This window comes from Flavobacterium sp. NRK1, from assembly GCF_024054175.1.
In the GTDB taxonomy this organism is placed as follows: domain Bacteria; phylum Bacteroidota; class Bacteroidia; order Flavobacteriales; family Flavobacteriaceae; genus Flavobacterium.
Genome location: NZ_JAMXLA010000001.1, coordinates 2,135,165 through 2,158,406 on the forward strand (window position 1 = coordinate 2,135,165; position 23,242 = coordinate 2,158,406).

The 23,242-nt window shown below is 38.4% G+C and carries 14 protein-coding genes; 6 read left to right on the top strand and 8 right to left on the bottom strand.

Features of this window, described 5'->3' with window-relative positions:
- From NHE85_RS09755 to NHE85_RS09775, 5 genes are all read left to right on the top strand, one after another.
- The coding region (locus tag NHE85_RS09755) for a beta strand repeat-containing protein (RefSeq protein ID WP_374676558.1) at positions 1–2,029 on the top strand (2,029 nt) is incomplete at its 5' end.
- Between the two features lie 61 nt (positions 2,030–2,090).
- A complete protein-coding gene (locus NHE85_RS09760) occupies positions 2,091–8,954 on the top strand; it encodes a hypothetical protein (protein ID WP_252811835.1) in 6,864 nt (2,287 codons plus the stop codon).
- 27 nt (positions 8,955–8,981) lie between these two features.
- On the top strand, positions 8,982–10,271 hold the full coding sequence (locus NHE85_RS09765) for a gliding motility-associated C-terminal domain-containing protein (protein ID WP_252811836.1): 1,290 nt from the start codon (positions 8,982–8,984) through the stop codon (positions 10,269–10,271).
- Between the two features lie 14 nt (positions 10,272–10,285).
- On the top strand, positions 10,286–11,212 hold the full coding sequence (locus tag NHE85_RS09770; protein WP_252811837.1) for a type IX secretion system membrane protein PorP/SprF: 927 nt from the start codon (positions 10,286–10,288) through the stop codon (positions 11,210–11,212).
- Positions 11,213–11,218: 6 nt separating this feature from the next.
- The gene (locus tag NHE85_RS09775; protein WP_252811838.1) at positions 11,219–13,204 is read left to right on the top strand and encodes an OmpA family protein; all 1,986 of its coding nucleotides are present in this window, start codon (positions 11,219–11,221) and stop codon (positions 13,202–13,204) included.
- Positions 13,205–13,275: 71 nt separating this feature from the next.
- Here NHE85_RS09775 and NHE85_RS09780 read toward each other — a convergent pair whose 3' ends face one another.
- The 6 genes from NHE85_RS09780 to udk form a co-directional block, all read right to left on the bottom strand.
- The gene (locus tag NHE85_RS09780) at positions 13,276–13,908 is read right to left on the bottom strand and encodes a carbonic anhydrase (protein WP_252811839.1); all 633 of its coding nucleotides are present in this window, start codon (positions 13,906–13,908) and stop codon (positions 13,276–13,278) included.
- Positions 13,909–13,968: 60 nt separating this feature from the next.
- Positions 13,969–15,228 (bottom strand): hypothetical protein, encoded by a 1,260-nt coding sequence (locus tag NHE85_RS09785; RefSeq protein WP_252811840.1) that lies wholly within the window; start codon positions 15,226–15,228, stop codon positions 13,969–13,971.
- Between the two features lie 92 nt (positions 15,229–15,320).
- The gene (gene scpA / locus NHE85_RS09790) at positions 15,321–17,462 is read right to left on the bottom strand and encodes a methylmalonyl-CoA mutase (RefSeq protein ID WP_252811841.1); all 2,142 of its coding nucleotides are present in this window, start codon (positions 17,460–17,462) and stop codon (positions 15,321–15,323) included.
- 10 nt (positions 17,463–17,472) lie between these two features.
- The gene (locus tag NHE85_RS09795) at positions 17,473–18,849 is read right to left on the bottom strand and encodes a methylmalonyl-CoA mutase subunit beta (protein ID WP_252811842.1); all 1,377 of its coding nucleotides are present in this window, start codon (positions 18,847–18,849) and stop codon (positions 17,473–17,475) included.
- A gap of 11 nt (positions 18,850–18,860) precedes the next feature.
- Entirely contained in the window at positions 18,861–19,208 is a 348-nt protein-coding gene (locus NHE85_RS09800; protein WP_252811843.1) for a septum formation initiator family protein, read from the bottom strand.
- Positions 19,209–19,330: 122 nt separating this feature from the next.
- Positions 19,331–19,939, bottom strand: a complete 609-nt coding sequence (udk, locus tag NHE85_RS09805) for a uridine kinase (RefSeq protein ID WP_252811844.1) — start codon at positions 19,937–19,939, stop codon at positions 19,331–19,333.
- A 122-nt stretch (positions 19,940–20,061) separates the two neighbouring features.
- Between udk and NHE85_RS09810 the strand changes: the two genes are divergently transcribed.
- A complete protein-coding gene (locus NHE85_RS09810) occupies positions 20,062–21,606 on the top strand; it encodes an alpha-amylase family glycosyl hydrolase (protein ID WP_252811845.1) in 1,545 nt (514 codons plus the stop codon).
- Positions 21,607–21,694: 88 nt separating this feature from the next.
- On the opposite strand, the gene NHE85_RS09815 is transcribed toward NHE85_RS09810, so the two are convergent.
- Positions 21,695–22,168 carry a hypothetical protein gene (locus NHE85_RS09815; RefSeq protein ID WP_252811846.1) on the bottom strand — a complete coding sequence of 158 codons (474 nt, stop codon included), beginning with the start codon at positions 22,166–22,168 and terminating at the stop codon, positions 21,695–21,697.
- A gap of 222 nt (positions 22,169–22,390) precedes the next feature.
- Complete coding sequence (locus NHE85_RS09820; RefSeq protein WP_252811847.1) at positions 22,391–22,864, bottom strand: hypothetical protein; 474 nt, start codon at positions 22,862–22,864, stop codon at positions 22,391–22,393.
- Positions 22,865–23,242: the final 378 nt, after the last annotated feature.

Genomic DNA, 23,242 nt, shown 5'->3' on the forward strand with positions numbered 1-23,242 from the left:
AGCAGGCGCAGGTACAGCTGATCGTATTGCAATAGCCGATGCTGCAGGAGCAGTAACATTCAGTAATGCTATTCCATCGGGCAGTATAGCAGGAAAAGACCTTACAGCTGGAGATGGATCGATCAGTATTGGGGGTACCGGAGCAGGCGCTTTATTAAAAGATGCTAATGTAAGTGTTGCCGCAGGCGGAATTACAGAAGTAAAGCTTGCAGACGGCGCAGTAACAACAGCTAAGATAGGAGCTGATGCAGTAACCAATGCTAAGCTTGCGGACAATGCAGTTCAGACCGAAAACATTGCAGCAGGGGCAGTAGAAACTTCTGATATCAAAGATGCAGCAGTAACTACAGTTAAGATAGAAGATGCGGCAGTAACAGCCGTGAAACTTGCCGACGACGCAGTAACAGCTGCCAAGATCGATTCGAGTGTAGCGGGTACAGGATTAAAACAGAATACTACCAATGGTTCTTTGGAAGTTGATGCCGCATCATTTGATGGTGACATTACCTCTACAGACCTTACAGTAACAGGAGGAGATAATGCCACCTTTACCGATGTAACGTTAGATATAAAAGCTGATGCAGTAACTAATGCCAAGCTTGCCGATAATGCGGTTCAGACCGAAAACATTGCAGCAGGCGCAGTAGAAACTTCTGATATTAAAGATGCTAATGTAACTACAGTTAAGATAGAAGATGCAGCAGTAACAGCCGTGAAACTTGCCGACGACGCAGTAACAGCTGCCAAGATCGATTCGAGTGTAGCGGGTACAGGATTAAAACAGAATACTACCAATGGTTCTTTGGAAGTTGATGCCGCATCATTTGATGGTGACATTACCTCTACAGACCTTACAGTAACAGGAGGAGATAATGCCACCTTTACCGATGTAACGTTAGATATAAAAGCTGATGCAGTAACCAATGCAAAGCTTGCCGATAATGCGGTTCAGACCGAGAATATCAAAGACGGTAATGTAACATCGGCTAAGTTAACAGCAGGCGCAGGTACAGCTGATCGTATTGCAATAGCCGATGCTGCAGGAGCAGTAACATTCAGTAATGCTATTCCATCGGGCAGTATAGCAGGAAAAGACCTTACAGCTGGAGATGGATCGATCAGTATTGGGGGTACCGGAGCAGGCGCTTTATTAAAAGATGCTAATGTAAGTGTTGCCGCAGGCGGAATTACAGAAGTAAAGCTTGCAGACGGCGCAGTAACAACAGCCAAGATAGGTGCTGATGCAGTAACCAATGCTAAGCTTGCGGACAATGCAGTTCAGACCGAAAACATTGCAGCAGGCGCAGTAGAAACTTCTGATATTAAAGATGCTAATGTAACTACAGCTAAAATGGCACCTGGTGCAAATGATAGTGTAATGACAACAAATACATCGGGTACTGTAGAATGGACAGATAAGAAAACTTTCGTTAGTGAACCATGGAAAGTTCAGAACACAACAGATCCTGCTACATCAAATAGTCAGAGCATATATCAGCAAGGTAATGTAGGTATCGGATTTTCTTCAACAGATGCTGCTTCTGCACATGCGCTTGATGTGAAAGCGGGTACGGTTAGAGTTAGAGAGGTAAGAAATAATTATACACCTGTTAATACGGATAAAGTTGTAGTAGCCGATAGCAATGGTGTTTTAAGAACTGTTAATGCAGCGATGCCAAGAGTATTTTATATGCCAGCTGTAATTTTTGATACTTCATCTCCTGCAACGGGATTAAAAAGAAATTTATATCTTGAATACAAAGCTCAGTTTACTGGAGTGACATTTATACCAAATACAACAACAGGTGGATCTTTAGGAGGTGCTAATACAGGCTTCGTTAAAAGTGCAGGAGCAGATGCTACTATACCTATTAGCGTAACAAATACTGATTTAATGTATTATATTACGTACTTTGATCCCGCAGTTTTTGCTAATCTTTCTATAGACGCAAACGGGATATTAACTTACGATATTATCGGTTCAGGAACCGAAGCTTCTTACATGAACATTGTTTTTGTAGTAAAATAATTTTAATTGGATGATACAGGCATCTTATACAGATGCCTGATTACCGATTTACAAATTTGTTATGGTAAAAAAAATACTTACATATCGTTTAAGTTTTCTGCAAAAAACATTGTTTTTCCTGGGGCTGTTTTTGGCTTTGGGTACTACAACTACTTTTGCTCAGTTTGCTATTACCGAAGATTTCAGAGGTAGTGGTAATCCCGATATTATCATCGGCGGTCCCGGAGGTACAGAAGGAGCAGCCTACCTTACTTCCGGAGTTAACGATCCACTTGGAGCCGGCTGGCTGAGGCTTACAAATTCCAATACCTATCAAAAAGGTTTTGCTTATGTAAATAAGTCATTTCCTTCAACAATGGGTGTATTAGTGGATTTTGAATACAAAATGTGGAGAAACACCAATGATAGCTTTAATGGTGCCGATGGTATAGGTGTGTTTTTATTTGATGCGTCCTCTTCATTCCAATTAGGTGGTTACGGAGGTTCATTAGGTTATGCTCCGGGAGGGGGAAGTGGTACAGGACTTTCAGGAGGTTATGTTGGTATTGGTCTTGATGCTTATGGTAACTATGCAAACCCAACAGAGGGAAGGGTAGGTGGACCGGGCGAAAGGCCAAATGCAATTGTAATGCGTGGACCTACAACTTCAAATACAGGAACTACCAATCGTTATCTTTCAGGTAAAACTATAACAACTACAGATGGTATTAATTTTAACTATCTGGATATTAATGGTAATACAGGAAACAGGTCACAAAATGCCCTGGATTATAATACAAATGTTACGTCAAGACCATCAGATGCTACTTTTTACCGAAGGGTACAAATTGAAATTGTACGTCTGGATGCTGCTGGTATCTATTATAATGTTAAAGTAAGGTGGAAAACCAGCCTTACAGGTGCTTTTCAGGATGTAACAGATTATACAACTACAGATGTACCTCCTGCTTTACTGAAACTTGGCTTTGCGGCTTCAAGTGGTGGGGGTGTTAACTACCATGAAATTAGAAATTTATTAGTTACAACACCGGGTAACCTTCGCGTTGTAAAAAGAGCAGACAAAGATATTTTAAGAACTAATAATCCAGGAAACAGTACAATTACTTATACAATAGAAGTAACTAATGATACTAATTTTGAAATAAGCAATATTGATTTTACTGATAAAATTACTGATTCTTATGGTAATGATATTGCAGAAGGAATGTCAGGCTTTGATATTACATCGATTAGTTCTTCGGGATTTGTATCAGCATCGTTGCCAACAGCCAGTTCTTTAACAACAAATGAAGTTACAGGAACTTTGGTATTGGCCGCCAATACAACCGGAACGATAACTATTACAGGTAGATTATATACTCTGCCTGCAGGAAGTGTGCTGCAAAATACTGCCACGGCTTTACCTCCACTGGACGATGACCTTAATAATAATACATCTATTGTAAGAACGCCTGTAACAGCGGAAAATGTAGACCTTATATTAACAAAAACTGTTACTGAGGAATGTATAAGTACCACAGCACCAAAATTTACTGTATATGTATCTAATAATGGTGCTGTTGCTACAAGCTTTAACAGGCTTGGTACCAATGGAACACGTGTTGCTTTTTATAATATTGTTCCTCCGGGATATACTTATAATGACAGTTCTACACCCGGCGGATTTGCGGGTAATGTATCTGACCCTGAAAATAGTAATACTTCTGCAAGATGGTCTAAAATCACTTTGACTAATACTCCTGCAGCAGGTTATACTACTTATGGCTATATCGCAAGGGGTACTAATACATCCGGGGCTTCAGAATCTTTGGGATCAGGGCTGACATATCCTTACCCGGTAACATATACAATGCTACCACCGAATGGTACAAACAGCTATACAGATACCACCACGGCAATTTTATTTACTGATTTTAATTATACAACACCTATTGAAACTTCTGAAAATCAGGTTAATAATAATGCTAGTATTGATATGTATGTTAAACCTGCTGCACCTGCTGTACCATCAGGGACTTTATATTACTGTCTTAACGAAGATGCACCGGAACTTACCGCTACTGCTACAGGTACTAACACATTAAGGTGGTACATGACTTCCGGAGGTTTCTCGTCAGAATATCCTATTAAGCCTTATACAGGTACAACAGGGAGTTATACTTATTATGTAAGCCAGGTTAATGGTAATTGTGAAGGACCAACCGCTACAATTAATGTGGTTGTAGGGCCAACAAATACAGGTACTATATCGGCTAATGCCTCTACTTGTCCCAGCGGTAATATAGCTATTACAGGTACTTCAATTTCGGGAGCAACTTACCGTTGGCAGAGTTCTGCTGACGGGGCAAACTGGACTACTATATCTGGTGCGACAGGGCAAAATTATACTTCAGGAGCTTTATCTCAGACTACATATTTCAGAAGGCTAACTACTCTTACTGCAAATGGTAAAAGTTGTGAAGGTGTGACTAACTGGCTAAAAGTATTTATCCCTTCCGCGGGTCTTGTAGGTAATTCACAATCGAGCTGTAATAATTTTAACCCCAATGCATTTACCAATGTTCAGGACGGTGATACAGGTTCAATAAGTGGTATAACTTATAGTTATCAATGGCAAAGTTCTTCTACAGGTACTGGTTCCTGGTCAAATATATCAGGGGCCACTGGTTCTACTTATGATAGTGGAAATCTTACTTCAACATTATATTTTCGCCGTGCTGTAAGATATTCGGTAGGAGGAAACACCTGCTATGTATATAGTAATACAGTTGTAGCTTATGTAGGGCCTAATAATACTAATTCTTCACCTAGCCGGGGAAGTATATCCATGTCTCCAACTACAGTATGTTACAATACAATTCCTAATACAATAAATTCTCCTAATGATGGAGGGCCTGGGTATTATATATGGGAATATTCAACAGATGGAGGATCTAATTATGATTTGATACCGGATGCTGATCCTTCAAGTAGTTCTTATTCTCCAACCGCCCCTATAACGCAGACCACAGTATATAGCCGAAGGGTAAGTAATGGATGTAATACTTCTACAAGAAGAACAATAACAGTAACAGTATTAAATCCTACAGCAGGAAGTATAGGCAGTAGCCAGACTATATGTTATAATACTACTCCTTCTACGCTTACTTCTCCGGAATCAGGAACAACGGGTTACAGATGGGAATATGCAGATGGTACTTCCGGCGGTACATGGCAGGCAGTATCTGGTGTTACCTCTGCTACTTTTACACCCCCAGCTTTAACCGCTTCAAGACGTTATAGAAGATATACTGTAAGTACAAGCGGAGGAGTAACATGTGAATCATCACCCACAAACATTGTTACAATAACTGTTAAACAGCAGACTAATGCAGGAACCATTAGCAGTTCACAAACTATTTGTAACGGAGGCAGTATTGCTCCGCTTACAGGTACGCAGGCAACCGGAGATGGGACGGTAACCTATTTATGGGAATCGTCTGCTAACGGTACAAGCGGATGGACGGCAGCCGGAGGCACGAATAATCAACAAAATTATACGCCATCAGGCAGTTCAACAATATATTACCGCAGGGTAGCTAAAGTGTCTGGTTGTGCAGATGTTTATTCCAATATAGTTTCAATAATCTTTTCTGTTGTTCCTACTGCTGGATCTATAGGCTCAGACCAAACTATTTGTAATGGAGCAGTACCATCAACTCTTACCTCTGCAACTGATGGAACAGGTACAGGTACAATTACTTACGCATGGCAATCGTCAACAGATAGTGGTAATACATGGAGTGCAGATATTCCTGGTGCTACCGGAGCTACATACACACCCGGTGCTCTAACCACAACTACGCAATTTAAAAGATTTACTGTTGCGACTAACGGAACAGCAATATGCCGTTCAGCCCGCACGAATGTTATAACTGTTACTGTTTCTCCTGTGGCAACAGCGGGTACTATTGGTAACAATCAAACCGTTTGCAGTGGGAATGTTCCACCACAAACTGTTGATGTGACACCGGGTACTAATGCAAGTGGAGGGTATATATGGCAGATATCTACAAATAATTCTACCTGGACTGATATAGCGGGTGCAACAAACCCTGTTTATCAGCCAACAGCACCTATTACTGTAACTACCTATTATCGAAGATTAGGAGTTTCAAACACGGGCGGGGTATTGTGCCGTGGTACAGTTCCATCTAATGTAATAACTATGACAGTTCCTACAGTTCCTACAGCAGGGACAATTGGTTCAGATCAAAATGTTTGTGGTAATACAGCTCCGGCCTTACTAACATCAGTAGTTGATGGTACAGGAGGAACAAGTTATCAATGGCAATTGTCATATGGAGGTAACCCAGGTGATTACTGGGAAAATATAGCGGGAGCCACAGCTTCTACTTATCAGCCTGCTGCACTTTCAACAGTCTATTATAGAAGGCTTACAATCAATGGTACATGCCCATCGGCTCCTTCTAATGTTGTTAAAATGACAGTTTCAGTTTATCCTAATCCGGGTTCTATAGGGTCAAGTCAGTCGATCTGTGGAGGAACCACTCCGGCTGACCTTGTATCTAATGACGGAGGCTGGGCTGGCGGACCTGCTCCTGTTTATCGTTGGGAAGTTTCTACAGATAACAACACATGGACAAATACAGGAGTTACAACCGCAGGCTATACTTTCTCCGGTCCGCTTCCGGCGACACGTTATTATAGAAGAGCATTAATATCAAGCTTATGTTCGGGAGATGTTTATTCAAATGTTATAACTATAACAGTAGGAGGATCATTACCAACAGCGGGATCCATCGGCACTAATCAGACAATATGTAATGGTGCAACTCCTGCACCGCTTACATCTTTAAGCGCAGGTTCGGGTTCTACTTATCGTTGGGAGGTATCTACAGATAACAGTACCTGGACAAGTACAGGAGTTACAACTGCCGGTTATTCTCCGGGAGCATTAACTACTACCACATATTACAGACGTGCCAGTGTAACAGGTTCATGTGAGAGCTACACGAGTTCTGTAACAATAACAGTTCAGGGCATTACCCAGCCCGGTACTATAACAGCGGGAAGTACCCAGACAATCTGTAACGGAGATACCCCTGCCGCATTAACAAGTGCTGCGGCAGGATCAAATACATCGGGCGGTACAATTACGTATCGTTGGGAAGTTTCAAGTACAGGTACAGGCGGCTGGACAACAGCAACAGGTACATCAAACGGAGCAAGCTACAGTCCGGGTGCTTTAACAGCAACCACTTATTACCGTCGTATTGCTATCTCTACGCTAAACGGTAAAGCATGTGAATCTGCACCTACAGCTAATGTTGTGGTAACAGTTCAGGGCATTACACAGCCCGGTACTATAACAGCGGGAAGTACCCAGACAATATGTAACGGAGATACGCCTGCAACATTAACAAGTGCTACGTCAGGATCAAATACATCGGGCGGTACAATAACATATCGTTGGGAAGTGTCAAGTACAGGTACAGGCGGCTGGGCAACAGCCACAGGCACCTCAAACGGAGCAAGCTATAGTCCGGGAGCACTGACTGCAACGACTTACTATCGCCGTATTGCTATTTCAACGCTAAACGGTAATGGTTGTGAATCTGTACCAACAGCTAATGTTGTGGTAACCGTTCAGGGCATTACCCAGCCCGGTGCTATAACAGCGGGAAGTACCCAGACAATATGTAACGGAGATACTCCTGCGACATTGACAAGCGCTACGGCAGGATCAAATACATCAGGTGGTACAATAACATATCGTTGGGAGGTATCAAGTACAGGTACAGGCGGCTGGACAACAGCCACAGGTACATCGAACGGAGCAAGCTATAGTCCGGGAGCACTGACTGCTACAACGTATTACCGTCGCATTGCTATCTCTACGCTAAACGGTAAAGCATGTGAATCTGCACCAACAGCTAATGTTGTGGTAACCGTTCAGGGTATTACCCAGCCTGGTACTATAACAGCAGTAAGTACCCAGACAATATGTAACGGAGACACACCTGCAACCTTAACAAGTGCTACGTCAGGATCAAATACATCGGGCGGTACAATAACATATCGTTGGGAAGTGTCAAGTACAGGTACAGGCGGATGGACAACAGCTACAGGTACATCAAACGGAGCAAGCTATAGCCCGGGAGCATTAACTGCAACGACTTACTATCGCCGTATTGCTATTTCTACGCTAAACGGTAAAGCATGTGAATCTGCACCTACGGCTAATGTTGTAATAACTGTAGCAGCCTCGCCTACAGCCGGTGCTATAGCAGCTAATCAAAATATATGTAACGGATCAACTCCTGCAGGTTTAACATCTACTACCGCAGGTACAACAGGTGGGTCAGGAACATTAGGATATAAATGGCAGTTTTCTATAAATGGAGGTGGAGCATGGACTGACATCTCCGGAGCTTCCGGAGCTACTTATCAGCCGGGTTCTTTAACAGTTACAACAATGTTTAGAAGGATAACTACTGCCACAAATGGTAGTGTTATATGTGAGTCTGTACCAACTTCGCCTGTAACTATAACTGTTTCAGATGTAACTACTGCCGGATCTATAGGAGGGACACAAACAATTTGTATGGACACAGCACCTGCAATATTAGGTTCTATTACTACAAATTTAGGTACAGGTTCAGGAACTATAACTTATAGGTGGGAATCGTCTGTTAATGGAACTACAGGCTGGACAACTATTGCGGGTGCAACATCAGGAGCTTATCAGCCACCTGTTTTACACTCAACAATGTATTACCGTCGTATAACAATAGCTACTTCTACAGTATCAGGTAATACTGCAACCTGTGAATCGGTGCCTACAACAGTTGCAGCAGTAACTACCAAAAATTGTAAGGTTATAACTAACCCAATGATCTATCAAAGGGTTAAAGCTAATTAATGCGTTAAAGCATTTAAAAAAATTAAAATGAAAAGAAGTATAACAATTATCGTATGTATGTTTTCGGCAGTACTGTTTGCCCAAAACACAGGACAGACAGTAAATCAGGGCACATTATATGTGAGTCCTAATACTGTTATGACAGTTATGTCTGACTTTGATAATGATGACATGGGAGAGTATGAGAATAATGGAGAGGTTATTTTTCACGGTAATTTTAATAATGATGGAATAACAACATTTGACACTAATAAGGGAAACGGTTATACCCGTTTTGAAGGCTTTTTGCAGCAGAATATTACTGGCAGCATACCGGCTGATTTTTACAATGTATTGTTTGACAATCCTAACAACACGGCCACAGAAGCAGCTTTCCGTTTATTTGGGGATATTTCGGTTAGTGGCAATGCGGACTTTGTAAACGGGGTTGTCAAAGATGATGTATTTGGGGGAATCATTATATTTGAAAACAATGCAACACACAGCAATGTGAACAATCAAAGCCACGTAGATGGTTATGCTATTAAAAATGGGAATACCGAATTTGTCTATCCTATAGGCGATCAGGATTCTATTGGAAATAAGAACCGTTATTACAGGTATGCTGCAATTTCTGCTCCTGCTGAAGAAGCAGGCAGTTTCAATGGTAAATATTACCTGCAGAATTCAGATGAATCATATCCGCATAATTTAAAAAGAGGCGTAATAGAGCTTATAGATAATAAGGAATACTGGAAGATCGTTAAAGCCGGCGGAACATCTGATGTAATGCTTACTTTAACATGGGATACGGCTACAACTCCTGCTGAAATAGCTGCCCAGCCTTATGAAGAAATTCATATCTTAAGATGGGATGAGGTAGAAAATGTATGGGTAGATGAAGGTGGTGTTGCTAACGCTATAAATGCTACTACCGGTACAGTTACTACCGCAGTAAATGTTAGCGGTTATGGGGTTTTTACTTTAGGCAGGGTTAAAACTGACCTTATATTGCCGGGAGATATTGTTATATACAATGGTGTAACTCCTGATGGTGATGGACAAAACGATTATTTTGTAATAGATAAGATTAAAGATTTTCCTAAAAATACGGTAGAAATTTATAACCGTTGGGGAGTTAAGGTTTTTTCGACCAAAGCGTATGATACCAGCGGAAATGTGTTTAATGGTTATTCAGGCGGACGTGTAACTATAACAGGAGATAAAATTCTGCCAACCGGTACTTATTTTTATATTATAGAATATGAATATGAAAAACCCGGAATTCCTGCCAGAAAGATTAAAAAATCAGGATATTTATACTTAAGCTCAGATTAATACAAAACAATATAATGAGAATAATTTTTTTTAAATGTATTACTATACTTTGCCTGTTGCTACTTTGTCAAAGCACATTGTGGGCGCAGCAAGACCCCCAGTATACGCAGTACATGTATAATCCTATTAATATTAACCCGGCTTATGCAGGTACACGTGGCGTTACCAGTATTTTTGCCATACACCGTGCACAATGGGTGGGGCTTGACGGAGCTCCTGTTACCAATGCAGCGTCGGTTAATGCACCTGTAGGGAAAAATGTTGGTCTTGGTTTTTCTTTTGTTAATGATAAAATTGGCCCTACAGATACAAATTTGATTTCAGCGGATTTCTCTTATTCATTTAATGTAAATGATTATTATAAATTGTCATTAGGATTAAAAGGTTCTATACAGCTTTTTAATGTAGATTTTACCAAGCTTAATATCTATGACCCTAGTGATCCAAGGTTTCAGAACAATATAACTAACAGGCTTACGCCAAATATTGGCGCCGGAGCCTATATGTATTCAGATAATACATATTTCGGGTTATCTGTTCCGCAAATCCTGCAGACAGACCATTACGATCATAATGATATTTCTGTAGCCAAAGAAAGATTTCACGTTTATGCAATGGCGGGCCATGTTTTTGATCTTGCTTACAACTGGAAATTTAAACCTGCTGCACTAGCTAAAGTTGTACAGGGCGCACCATTACAGCTTGATATTACTGCCAATGTATTGTATAATGACAAATTTACAATGGGCTTGGCTTACCGATGGGATGCTGCAGTAAGTATTCTTGCCGGGTTTCAGGTAACAGATGGTCTTTTTATAGGTTATACCTACGATACAGAAACAACAAAGCTTGCAGAATATAACTCAGGATCTCATGAAGTATTTCTGCGTTTTGAACTGTTCAGGAAATATGAGAAGGTTATGAACCCACGTTTTTTCTAATATGATATGAGAAAATTAAGATATATAGTATTTGTTATATATATGCTATTGATTTCAATAGCTGCAGGCGCTCAGGATAAAAAAATGGAAAATGCCGAACTGCTTACAGATAAATATGACTATAGCCAGGCAATTAAAGTGTATATGCAGCTTGAAAAGAAAGGTTACAGAACAGCCTCTCTTTATAAAAAGCTGGGTGATGCGTATTACTTTAATAATGAACCGGAAAGTGCCATTAGGTGGTATAGGGAATTGTTTAAGCTAAAAAAAGAGATTATAGAGCCTGAATATTATTACCGTTTGGCGCAGTCGCTTAAAACGATAGGCAAATATGAAGATGCTAATAAATTACTGGAACAGTTTACCGAAAAGAAAGGAACAGATTTAAGAGCTGAATTATTCGATAAGAATAAAAATTATCTGAATGCTATAGAGAGTAACTCAGGGAGATATAAAATCAATATCACCGATATCAGCACCTCTGTTTCAGACTATGGACCTGCTTTTTATGGTGATAATATGGTTGTTTTTGCATCAAACAGGGATAGCCTGGGATTTACAGGTATTAAAGACCGATGGACAAGGCAATCTTTTACAGCGTTGTATAGTGCAGAGATAACTCCGAAAGGGAACCTGGTAAGAGCTAAAAAATTTTCCAGTAAAGTGCAAACCAAGCTCCATGAATCTACCCCTGCATTTACTAAGAATAAGCAGGTAATGTATTTTACACGTAATAATTTTAATGACGGTAAAATTCAAAAAGATAGTAAAGACCATATCCTGTTAAAAATATACCGTGCTGAGGCTGATGGAGAAAAATGGAAAAATGTTAAAGAGCTTCCATTTACAAGCAATATCTATAATACAGCACACCCTTGCTTAAGTCCGGATGAAAAAACACTATATTTTGCTTCAGATATGCCTGGCGGTTATGGACAATCTGATATTTACAGTGTAAGTATAAATGAGGATGGTTCCTTTGGAGCTCCTGAAAATCTGGGCCCCGGAATAAATACCGAAGGAAGGGAAACTTTTCCTTTTGTAACAGAGGATAAACTTTATTTTTCTTCTGACGGCCATCCCGGCCTTGGAGGACTTGACGTTTTTGTTGCTAAAAAAGAGGACAATGGTATTTTTGCTAAAGCTAATAATGTTGGAGAACCTATAAATTGCCATTGGGACGATTTTGGTTTTATTATTAATGAAGAAAACAGAACCGGCTACTTTACTTCAAATAGGAAAAGTGGTATAGGTTATGACGATATTTATGCTTTTACCGAGTATATAGCGTTGGATTTTTCGTGTCGTCAGTTTATATCAGGTATAGTTTCGGATAAAGCTAAGGGTACTGTTTTTGCTGAAACTAAGGTGGTACTGCTTGATGCAGACCTTAAACCTATAGATGAGGTACTGACAGACGAGGCGGGAGTATATTATTTTTCTGTAGACTGCGAAAAAAACTATTATGTTAAATGTGAAAAAGAAACTTATATAACAAAGGAATTACCGGTTGAAATTACTGAAACTGTAGGTGACGTTATTTTGCCTTTAGCTTTAGAAAAACCTGAAGTAATTGTAGAAGAAGTAATAAATCCGCTTGCTAATGCAACACCGGTTGTTGGTATGGACCTTGCTAAGAAATTCAGCATTGAACAGATATACTTTGATGTTGGCAGATATACTATTACGCCGGATGCATCTAAACAATTAGATATATTGGTTAAGTTTATGAACGAGTTCCCAACTTCTAAAATAGACATAAGGGCGCATACAGATTCACGAGGTCCTGCTAAGCAAAATCAATTATTATCTGAAAACAGGGCAAGAGCTATTGTTGCTTATCTTATAAAGAAAGGTATAGCAACAGAGCGCCTAAGCGGTAAAGGATATGGTGAAACTATGCTGGTTAATAAATGTGCAGACTGGATAAAATGTACAGAGGAAGAACACAGGCAAAACAGAAGGAGTGAATTTATTATTACCTATTTATAATATTCGTTCCTGTGTAAGCATAAAAAAATCCTCTTTGTTTTGCAGAGAGGATTTTTTTATGTTTTAAAGTACTAAGAAGGATCGATTCTGTAAATCTCAGCAATATCTTTGGTGATTTTTTGAAAATCAATATTTAAATCAACCAGCTGTCCGGTGCTAATGTCAAAAATCCAACCGTGTACAGTAAGGTTGCGTTGCGATACAGCTTTTTGAACTTCAGCGGTTTTAATAGCGTTTATACACTGCTCCTGTACATTCAGTTCAGCCAGTCTATTGTATCGTTTCCCTTCATCTTCTATAGCATCAAGCTCTTTGCGGTGCAGTCTGTACACATCGCGAATGTTACGTAACCAGGGATTAAGTATTCCAAGATCTGCCTGTTCCATTGCTGCCTTTATACCACCACATCCATAATGGCCACAAACTACTACATGATCTACTTTAAGAATACTCACAGCATAATTGATTACCGACATAACACTTAAGTCAGTATTCGGGACCATATTAGCGATATTTCGATGTACAAAAACTTCTCCCGGCTGTAAGCCCATAAGCTCTTCTGCTGTTACACGGCTATCGGCACATCCAATGTATAATATGGCAGGAGATTGTCCCTGCGATAGCTTTGCAAAATAGTTTTTGTCCGTTTCAAGTTGTCTGGAAATCCAATCCTGGTTGTTTGTAAATATCTGTTTGATGTCCATAAAATTGTATTAGTTAATTGTAAAAGCAAAAATAAGAATTAATCGTAAATTATACCTAAGTTAAGATTTAGGGATGCTATAAATACTTTGTGAGGCTTTAGAATTACTTATTAAAACAGCGTAATCAATAAAGTCGGTAGTAACGTCATTGCTATAATCTATACTTCTTTTCTTCGGGGTTTCAATAACTTCAATGAGGTCGCTCCCCTTCAAATAATAAGGACTGTTATTAGCATTGAGCCGGAAAATGGAAAGACCGGAAATCTTCATTCTTTTGAGATTATCAATGCCCTTAAAATATTCATTTGGGCTATCGCCTATACCTTCGTCTCCCTGATTTACAGATGATACATAATTGCCGTTAGTATCGTATTTATCGTCCCATATCACTTCCGATTTTGTCAGGTAACCTATAATAGAAACGATTTTATCTTTAGTATAGACACCATTAGCGGATAGTTTATATAGGAAACTTTCATAATTACCTTCTTTCGCTTTTAGCAGGTGGCCAAAACCTAACCTAAAAAACTGTACCTTATTTTTGAGATTATATATTTTAGATAATGCAACATAATTATTAAACATTTCCTTCTCACGATGATAATCATCAAAGCTGACTTTAATTGTTGAGATAAGATGCACAAACATTTCTTTGTTGTTTATATATAAATTGTATTCGGCAGTATTCAATTCGTAATCAGAAACAAAAGCTTTTAATTGATTTTTGGAATAGCTGTTGTAGTAAGGAGAGAAGTCGGTTGTATCTTTTTCAATGGTATTTTGAAGTTCATTTGCCAGTAGCCATTTACTTCGATCTTTTATTAATGATAGCAGATGCTTGTATGTGTACTGATAGGTTACTATAGGATCTGCACCAAGCACAGTTAGTTTTTTATTTTCAGGAAGTTTGTCGTTTATAGCTTTAAGTTTCTTCCATTTATTAAAAACTTCAATAGTTCTTTCCTGCGGAATACGTACGCCATAGGTCTCAATAAGATTCTTAAGCAGTGCTTCATCACCCGATTTCAGATATTCATTGAAGTAATAGGCAATGCTGATATCGGTTTCAGGAAAGTAATAGTTTATGCTATTCTTTTTTAGTATCGATTGAATAATGAATAGTTCGGCATCCTCTGTTTTGGCACTGCCGTGATATGCACCAAAGCCAATAACATTAAAATTTTGTTGTGGAAAGGTGTATGATTCATTTAAAACTGATGAATTGTTTTTAAGGTATTCTTCTTTATTGTTTTGTGAATGAGATGTACAGGGAAATAAAACTGATACTATAAAGATGCTAAAAAAAGAATAGGTATTCATGATTATTGAATTTATTCAAATTTCCATAATCATTAATAATATTAATTGTAAAATTGGGACAAAACAAAGCCCTGCAATTGCAGGGCTTCGTTTTACTCTTCAAATCCTTCTATTAGTACTTCAAGTATCTTAATAGCAGCTTCGCTAATTTTAGTTCCCGGTCCGAAAACGGCAACTGCACCGCTGTCGAATAAATACTGGTAATCCTGGGCTGGTATAACTCCACCCACAATAACCATAATATCTTCACGGCCATATTTTTTAAGTTCTTCTATAACCTGTGGCACTAGAGTTTTATGCCCTGCGGCTAATGAAGATACACCAAGTATGTGCACATCGTTTTCTACAGCCTGTTTCGCAGCTTCTGCGGGAGTCTGGAATAACGGACCAATATCCACATCAAAACCTACATCGGCATATCCTGTAGCTACTACTTTAGCACCACGGTCATGGCCGTCCTGCCCCATTTTAGCGATCATTATTCTTGGGCGCCGGCCTTCCAGCTTAGCAAATTTATCTGCAAGCTGTTTTGCTTTTTCAAAGCTCTCATCGTTTTTGATCTCTTTGCTATACACTCCGCTAAATGATTTAATTTGTGCTTTATATCTCCCGAAAACTGACTCAAGCGCATCACTTATCTCACCAAGGGTAGCCCTGTTACGGGCTGCATCTACGGCAAGTTCAAGCAAATTGCCTTCGCCCGATCTTGCTGATGCTGTAAGTGCTGCAAGGCATGCTGCAACCTTTTGGCTATTACGTGTTGCTTTTATTTGTTCAAGGCGTTCTATCTGCTGACGGCGAACCATTTGGTTATCTACGTCTAAAATATGCAGCGGATCTTCCTTTTCAAGGCGGTATTTGTTTACCCCTACAATAATATCCTGTCCGCTGTCTATACGTGCCTGTTTGCGTGCCGCTGCTTCTTCAATTCGAAGTTTAGGTATGCCAGCTTCAATAGCTTTGGTCATACCACCAAGTTCTTCAACCTCTTCAATAAGTGCCCATGCTTTTTTCGCTATCTCATCAGTAAGGCTTTCTACATAATAGCTGCCTGCCCATGGATCGACTGTTTTAGTTATTTTGGTTTCTTCCTGAAGAAATATTTGTGTGTTGCGTGCAATACGTGCAGAAAAATCTGTTGGTAGTGCAATAGCCTCATCAAGTGCATTAGTGTGTAACGACTGCGTTCCTCCAAAAGCGGCGGCGGCGGCCTCAATAGCTGTACGCGCTACGTTATTAAAAGGATCCTGCTCTGTAAGGCTCCATCCGCTTGTTTGGCAGTGCGTACGAAGCGCCAATGATTTATCGCTTTCCGGATTAAACTGTTTTAAGAGTTTTGCCCATAACATACGCCCTGCGCGCATTTTTGCGATCTCCATGAAGTGATTCATGCCAATTGCCCAAAAGAAAGAAAGGCGTGGAGCAAAATCATCAATTTTCATTCCTGCGGCAAGTCCGGTACGAATGTATTCTAACCCATCTGCAAGGGTATATGCCAATTCTATATCAGCAGTAGCACCGGCTTCCTGCATATGGTATCCCGATATACTGATAGAGTTAAATTTAGGCATATTACGGCTGGTATATTCAAAAATATCAGCAATAATTTTCATAGATGGGGCAGGAGGGTAAATGTAGGTGTTTCGTACCATGAACTCCTTAAGTATGTCGTTTTGTATAGTACCCGAAAGCAATTCCGGCTTAACGCCCTGCTCCTCGGCTGCTACAATATAAAATGCCATAATGGGCAGTACTGCTCCGTTCATGGTCATAGAAACAGACATTTCATTAAGCGGAATCTGGTCAAACAAAACCTTCATATCCTCAACGCTATCTATGGCAACACCGGCTTTACCTACATCGCCTACAACACGTTCGTGGTCGCTGTCATAACCTCTGTGTGTAGCAAGGTCAAATGCCACAGATAGTCCTTTTTGTCCGGCAGCAAGGTTACGGCGGTAAAATGCGTTGCTTTCTTCTGCTGTAGAGAATCCTGCATATTGGCGCACCGTCCACGGACGGCGTACATACATTGTAGCATACGGCCCACGAAGGTTAGGCGCAAATCCTGCACCAAATTCAATGTGCTCCAGGTTTTCAATATCCTGATCGGTATAGTTTTCTTTAACCTCAATACCTTCGGCAAACAAAAAGTTGTCCTTTACATTAACAGGGATATTCTTTTCGTTATCCTGCTGAGGTTTAAGCTGTATATGTTGTATATTTTTTCTCATTGGTACCATCTTACTGATCATTGCTTACTTTTTCACTTTCCAGTCGTTCCTGTTCTATCTTTTCGGCAAGCCTTTTTTCTATAATTGGCTGTACAAGTGTTTTGCGTGGATTAGCTTTTACAAATGGGTATAGTTCAAGGTCATGACTCATGCGGTCATTTTTATTGGGATATTTGTTAGTACCCAGCAATACTTCTTTACCACTGTCAAAAAGTTCCTGTTCTTTAACTGCGCTTTCCTGTATTTTTCGCTGAATAGTGCCTTCTTTAAGCTGAGTAATAAAGCCTCCGTTGGCTTCAATATCCTTGAATAATTCAAGAGCTTTTTCTGCTAATTGCTGTGTAAGCTCTTCTATATAATAAGCACCATCGGCAGGGTTATTTACTTTGTCAAAATAACTCTCATGTTTAAGTACTAATAACTGATTGCGGGCTATTCTGTCGCCAAACTCATTGTCTTTATGGTATAATGCATCATAAGCAAGATTGGCAACTGCATCTGCACCGCCAAGTATAGCACTCATGCATTCCGTCGTTGTACGAAGCATGTTAACATTATAGTCGTAAAGAGTCTTGTTTCGTTTTGTGGGAGTAGCAATAATGTGGCAGTCAAAAGTATGGTCGTATTCTGCGGCTACAAGATTAAATAAATGTCTTATTGCGCGCAGCTTGGCAATTTCAAAAAAGTAATTGGTACCTACTGCTGCCTGAATAACAATTGATTTATTTATAGTGGCAACACGGTTAAAGTATTCATTGGCATGTGCTAATGTATACGCTATTTGCTGAACGATATTTGCTCCTGCATTTTGGTACAGGCTGCTGTCAACACTTAAAAAATGAATGTTGGAACAGGCAATGGCAATAGTATTTATAGCTTCAATATCTGTTTCCAAATTACTGTGCCAGTTGCCGTCTTTTGCCAATTGGGCAATAGGGTCAAGCTGTACATAAAAAACAGCGTTCCTTTCTTTGGCAATCACATCCAGATTTTTTACGAAATCGATTGATAAGAAAGTCAAATAAAAATACACAGGTGTATCATCAGGTACTTTAGAAAGTAATACCTTAATATTTGTTGTTTCATTCTCAATGGTAAATCTAAGGCTTTCTGCACCGCGTTTTAGGGTAGATATAGCCCTGCCTGCCGATTTTTCTGTATCGTGAACATAAATATTCTGGCAAATAGTAAATTCTGCAGCTTTACCTGCAACGGCAGGTCCTTGCTTAAATTCATCTATATGATAAAAAGGTTTTACTTTAATGCCTTCGGGACTTTCCCAAACCAAGGTTTCGTTGTAATCGGCCCCTTTCAGTTCATACTGTATCTGCTGTTTCCATTGTTTAGAAGATACAGGCTCAAATTCATTAAATAAGTTGTCGCTCATCCGGGAAAATATTAGAGAGATTTTGTGTCTTCATCTTTAGGCACTTCATCTTCAAATTCTATTATATATATGTCTTCATTTTCGCGTTTCATATAGTATTTCTCACGCGCATATTTTTCGGTCTGGTCTGGATTATTAAGCTGCCTTATACTGGTGCTGTCTTTTTTAATTTCCTCTATGTAGTAGCGTCTGTTAGCTTCAAGTTCTTCTATTTTTTTATCCAGCACACGGTTTTCAAAATAAGAATAGTTGTCAAGAAACGTAAGCCATACTATAACAAAAATACTAACCAATACATACCTGTTCCCTAATATTTTAAGGATGGGATAGCGTTTAGTTATTTTTTTGAAGAATTTCATGTCTTAACGGTAGTTTCCGGATACAAAGTAATGGTTTTTTTAGGACTTATCCATTTATGATTCTGCCATAAAATGCACAAAGTTTTACACAACAATAATTGTGGTAAAGTAAGTGTAAGTATTTATATAAGCTTTTGATCTATTACTGCTCTAACAATATCTATTGCTACCGTATTGTATCTGTCGTGAGGTATAATAATATCTGCATAGGCTTTGGTAGGTTCAATAAACTGATCATGCATTGGTTTGAGAGTGTTCTGGTAGCGGTTTAAAACTTCCTGCATATCACGGCCACGTTCTGCAATATCACGCTTCAAACGGCGTATAAGCCTTTCATCAGAATCAGCATGTACAAATATTTTTATATCAAACATTTCTCTTAGCCTCGCGTCAGAAAGTATTAATATACCTTCTACGATCATTACTTTTCGCGGATGTGTAATAATAGTATCTGTAGTTCTGTTATGGGTAATAAAAGAATATACAGGCTGTTCTATGGTTTCTCCTGCTTTTAATGCAGCCAGGTGAGTGGTAAGCAATTCAAAGTCGATGGCGTTTGGGTGGTCAAAATTTATTTTTACCCTTTCGTCATAACTAAGTTCAGGGGTTTGTTTATAATAAGAATCCTGAGATATAATGCCTACTTCTTCCAAAGGAAGTTCATTCATTATCTGCTGTACTACAGTAGTTTTGCCACTTCCGGTACCTCCGGCAATTCCTATTATAAGCATAATTGTTGTTTTGATTTCAGCAAAAATAATAATTAATTACTGGGGAATATCGTTCTTATACTGTTATCATATAAATACACCCTAAGAGAAATCTCTTATATTTGGAACAAACTTTACAGAATATGATTAAAACACTTGCACTTGTTTTATGTTCATTATGCATTACACCGGTTCTCGCCCAACAGGAAGTAATGTACCATGTTACTATCCGCAGTTTTTTTGACAGTGACGGCGATGGTAATGGCGATTTGAAAGGAATACAGCAAAAACTGGATTACCTACAGCAATTTGGTATAAATACAATATCATTAAGCCCGATTTACCAGTCAGATTTTTACAATAATCTTTACGCAGGAGACCTTGAAAAAATAGATGCTGAATATGGAGCATTTAAAGAGTATCGCGATTTGATTCAGAACATTCATTTGCGTAAAATGAAGTTGTATCAGGAAATAGATCTTCAATATATTAGTACCAATCACCTTTGGTTTAAAGATTCATTTAAAAACACTAAGTCCGTCTATAGCGAATATGTGTATTATACCGATGCTAAAAATGAAAAGCCTTATTATTTGCCCGAGATTACTACTTATACCAATACTAAAGAACAGCTTGTTGCTGTAAACCTTAAAAATGCTAAAGTGCAGGAGTATTATACTAAAATACTAAAGTATTGGGCAGACCCCAATGGAGATGGTAATTTTAATGAAGGTGTAGATGGTTTCAGGATTGTTGATATGCAGGACAAAATTGATAATTCCGGAAAAACCTCTAATCAACTGAAAAGTTTTTATGCTCCGCTGTTTGAGGCTGTAAAAAAGGTTAATCCCAAACTGCTGCTAATGGCAGAGAATTATGATACTAAAACTTTTGGTAATGATTTTTATACTAAAGCAAATGCTGACAGGGTTTTAACGGCTAAATTAAGAGAAGCCATACTGTCTTTTGATAAGAATAAAATTAATACTGCGGCCGATAGTATTTTTGTGCAACTGCCGGAAGGTAAGTATCCGGTTAATTTTATAGAAGATGAAAATACTACAAGAACTGCTTCTTTACCGGGTATGAATATTGGAAAGATTAGAGTTGCCGGGGCACTTAGTTTTTTAATGGGTGGCGTGCCTTGTATTTATAACGGGCAGGAACTGGGAATGAAAGGAGATGAACTTAAAACAGGTACAAATGGAGATAAAATTCCTTTACAGGAAGCTTTTGAATGGTCTGCAGATGAATCAGGAAAAGGAATGGCGTTTTGGTATAAGGATTCCGGTGCGTACTGGGATAACAGATTTGCAAAACCAAATGACGGAATATCACTTGAAGAACAACAAAAAGATGATAATTCATTATGGAACTTCTATAAAAAACTAATTCGGTTAAAAAAAATGCAGCCAGCACTCGCATTAGGTAATTACAGGGAAATACGTAATACTAATGATAATGTAATATCTTTTTTAAGAACATATAGTAACAGGGAAACAGAAATGTTCGAAAGGGCTGTTGTAGTAATTAATCTTTCGGGAGAAAACCAGTTGGTTTCCCTCGAAGATAATGAAATAAGGCCTGGAAGTTTTCAGTTAGTTTTTGGTACTCCAAATGTTAAATTTACAAATCAGTCAAGAAGCATTACACTTACACCATATACTGTTCAGGTATGGCGCTTTTAAACTGAACTCCCTATAAAAATACAAGCCCCTCATTTGCGGGGCTTGTATTTTTATAGGGGATATAAAATTTAATCATTAATCTGCAAAATCATAAGTTATGCAGTGTAATGGCTGTTATATACGAGACTCGTTTATTCCATTCATCGGTAAGATGATAAGTATAGGAGGGGATTCTCCATATTTTTGTCTCATATATGCATTTTCCAAATCGCTCTAATTCTTTAGAGGTCGAAAAATCTTTCAGTTTTTCAAGGCCACACATAGCCACAATAGCAAAATCGGGTTTATAGTTTAGCCTGAAAACAGATTCCATTATAGAGGTTATTCTTTTCTTTTGCTGGGTAGGAGCACCTGATACAACAAGAATATTTTTTTTTCTTACTGTAACAATATAAGTTCCTCCGGGTATCTTTGTAGTTGGTTTAACATTTTCTACAGCAACCTTTCCCGACTCAGAAAAATAAACTCTTTTCATTGCTTCCGGTTTTAGCCTGTTACAAATAGCATTTATTGTTTCAGCCTTACCAGAACTTTTTGCTCCCTTAATAATTATGTACTTCATAGTCACTAATGTTAGTTTATAATTATAGGTGTGGATTTGAAGTAACCGGGATAATTTGTTGTTAAGCTTTTCTCATAGGCATTTTGGATTTTAGTTAATAATTGATTGAAAGTTGTTGTTGGTTGTAAGCGTATTTATTAATTCTTAAATTTTAAATAAAAATAAGAAAAAACATTGATTTTTAAATAGTTATAACTAATTAATTGTATTCTCTAAAGGCAGTTATAAATTATGGAGCGTTATGGCTGTTATATAAGATATTCGTTTATTCCATTCTTCTGTGGTATGAAAAGTATATGAGGGTATCCGCCAAATTTTAGTTTCATAAATGCATTTACCAAATTTTTCCAGTTCTTTTGAAGTGGAAAAACCTTTTAGCTTTTCTAATCCCCGCATCGCTACAATGGCAAAGTCAGGCTTAAGGTTCAGTTTAAAAACTGATTCCATTATGGAAGTGATTTTTTTCTTTTGCTCTGTCGGAGCACCTGATACCATAAGTATATTTTTCTTTCGCACTGTAACTATATAAGTACCGTCTGATATACCTGCTGCCGGTGTTATACTTTCCAAAGAAATATTTCCCGATTCAGAAAAATAAACTTTACGTATAGATTCCGGTTTTAATTTTTTACATACTGCATTTATTGTTTCTGCTTTTCCCGAACTTCTTGCTCCTTTAATGATTATATACTTCATAAGCTGGTTTACAATTTTGGGTTTGTTTATCGTTTATGTTGTGGTTGGATTGAGAGTGGGGGTGTCTTTTTAATTCATAGGCTTTTCAGATTATAATTAATAATTTTGAAAGATTATATTGGTAGTAAAGTCTTATATTTAAAGTTTTATTTAATTTAAATAGCATTTCGTTGCTGTATAGTCAAATGTATATTTAATATTAACATATTTTAACATTTTAAAATAAAAAAGCATAACAATTAAAAATTAGTTTTTTTAAATAAATTTACTTACTTATTGTAAAAGTATCTACTAAAGTTAATACCAATGATGTAGAAGTTGTTTACGGGAAACCGTAAACAAGAGTTAAAAAAAAGTTAAATTCGATAAACGGCACTT

Bases quoted from the DNA above. Each gene is read 5' to 3' on its own strand.
- NHE85_RS09780 (WP_252811839.1), bottom strand. From the start codon at position 13,908: ATGGACATCAAACAGATATTTACAAACAACCAGGATTGGATTTCCAGA.
- NHE85_RS09770 (WP_252811837.1), top strand. From the start codon at position 10,286: ATGAGAATAATTTTTTTTAAATGTATTACTATACTTTGCCTGTTGCTA.
- NHE85_RS09800 (WP_252811843.1), bottom strand. From the start codon at position 19,208: ATGAAATTCTTCAAAAAAATAACTAAACGCTATCCCATCCTTAAAATA.
- NHE85_RS09760 (WP_252811835.1), top strand. From the start codon at position 2,091: ATGGTAAAAAAAATACTTACATATCGTTTAAGTTTTCTGCAAAAAACA.
- scpA (WP_252811841.1), bottom strand. From the start codon at position 17,462: ATGAGAAAAAATATACAACATATACAGCTTAAACCTCAGCAGGATAAC.
- NHE85_RS09795 (WP_252811842.1), bottom strand. From the start codon at position 18,849: ATGAGCGACAACTTATTTAATGAATTTGAGCCTGTATCTTCTAAACAA.
- NHE85_RS09820 (WP_252811847.1), bottom strand. From the start codon at position 22,864: ATGAAGTATATAATCATTAAAGGAGCAAGAAGTTCGGGAAAAGCAGAA.
- udk (WP_252811844.1), bottom strand. From the start codon at position 19,939: ATGCTTATAATAGGAATTGCCGGAGGTACCGGAAGTGGCAAAACTACT.
- NHE85_RS09815 (WP_252811846.1), bottom strand. From the start codon at position 22,168: ATGAAGTACATAATTATTAAGGGAGCAAAAAGTTCTGGTAAGGCTGAA.
- NHE85_RS09775 (WP_252811838.1), top strand. From the start codon at position 11,219: ATGAGAAAATTAAGATATATAGTATTTGTTATATATATGCTATTGATT.
- NHE85_RS09765 (WP_252811836.1), top strand. From the start codon at position 8,982: ATGAAAAGAAGTATAACAATTATCGTATGTATGTTTTCGGCAGTACTG.
- NHE85_RS09785 (WP_252811840.1), bottom strand. From the start codon at position 15,228: ATGAATACCTATTCTTTTTTTAGCATCTTTATAGTATCAGTTTTATTT.
- NHE85_RS09810 (WP_252811845.1), top strand. From the start codon at position 20,062: ATGATTAAAACACTTGCACTTGTTTTATGTTCATTATGCATTACACCG.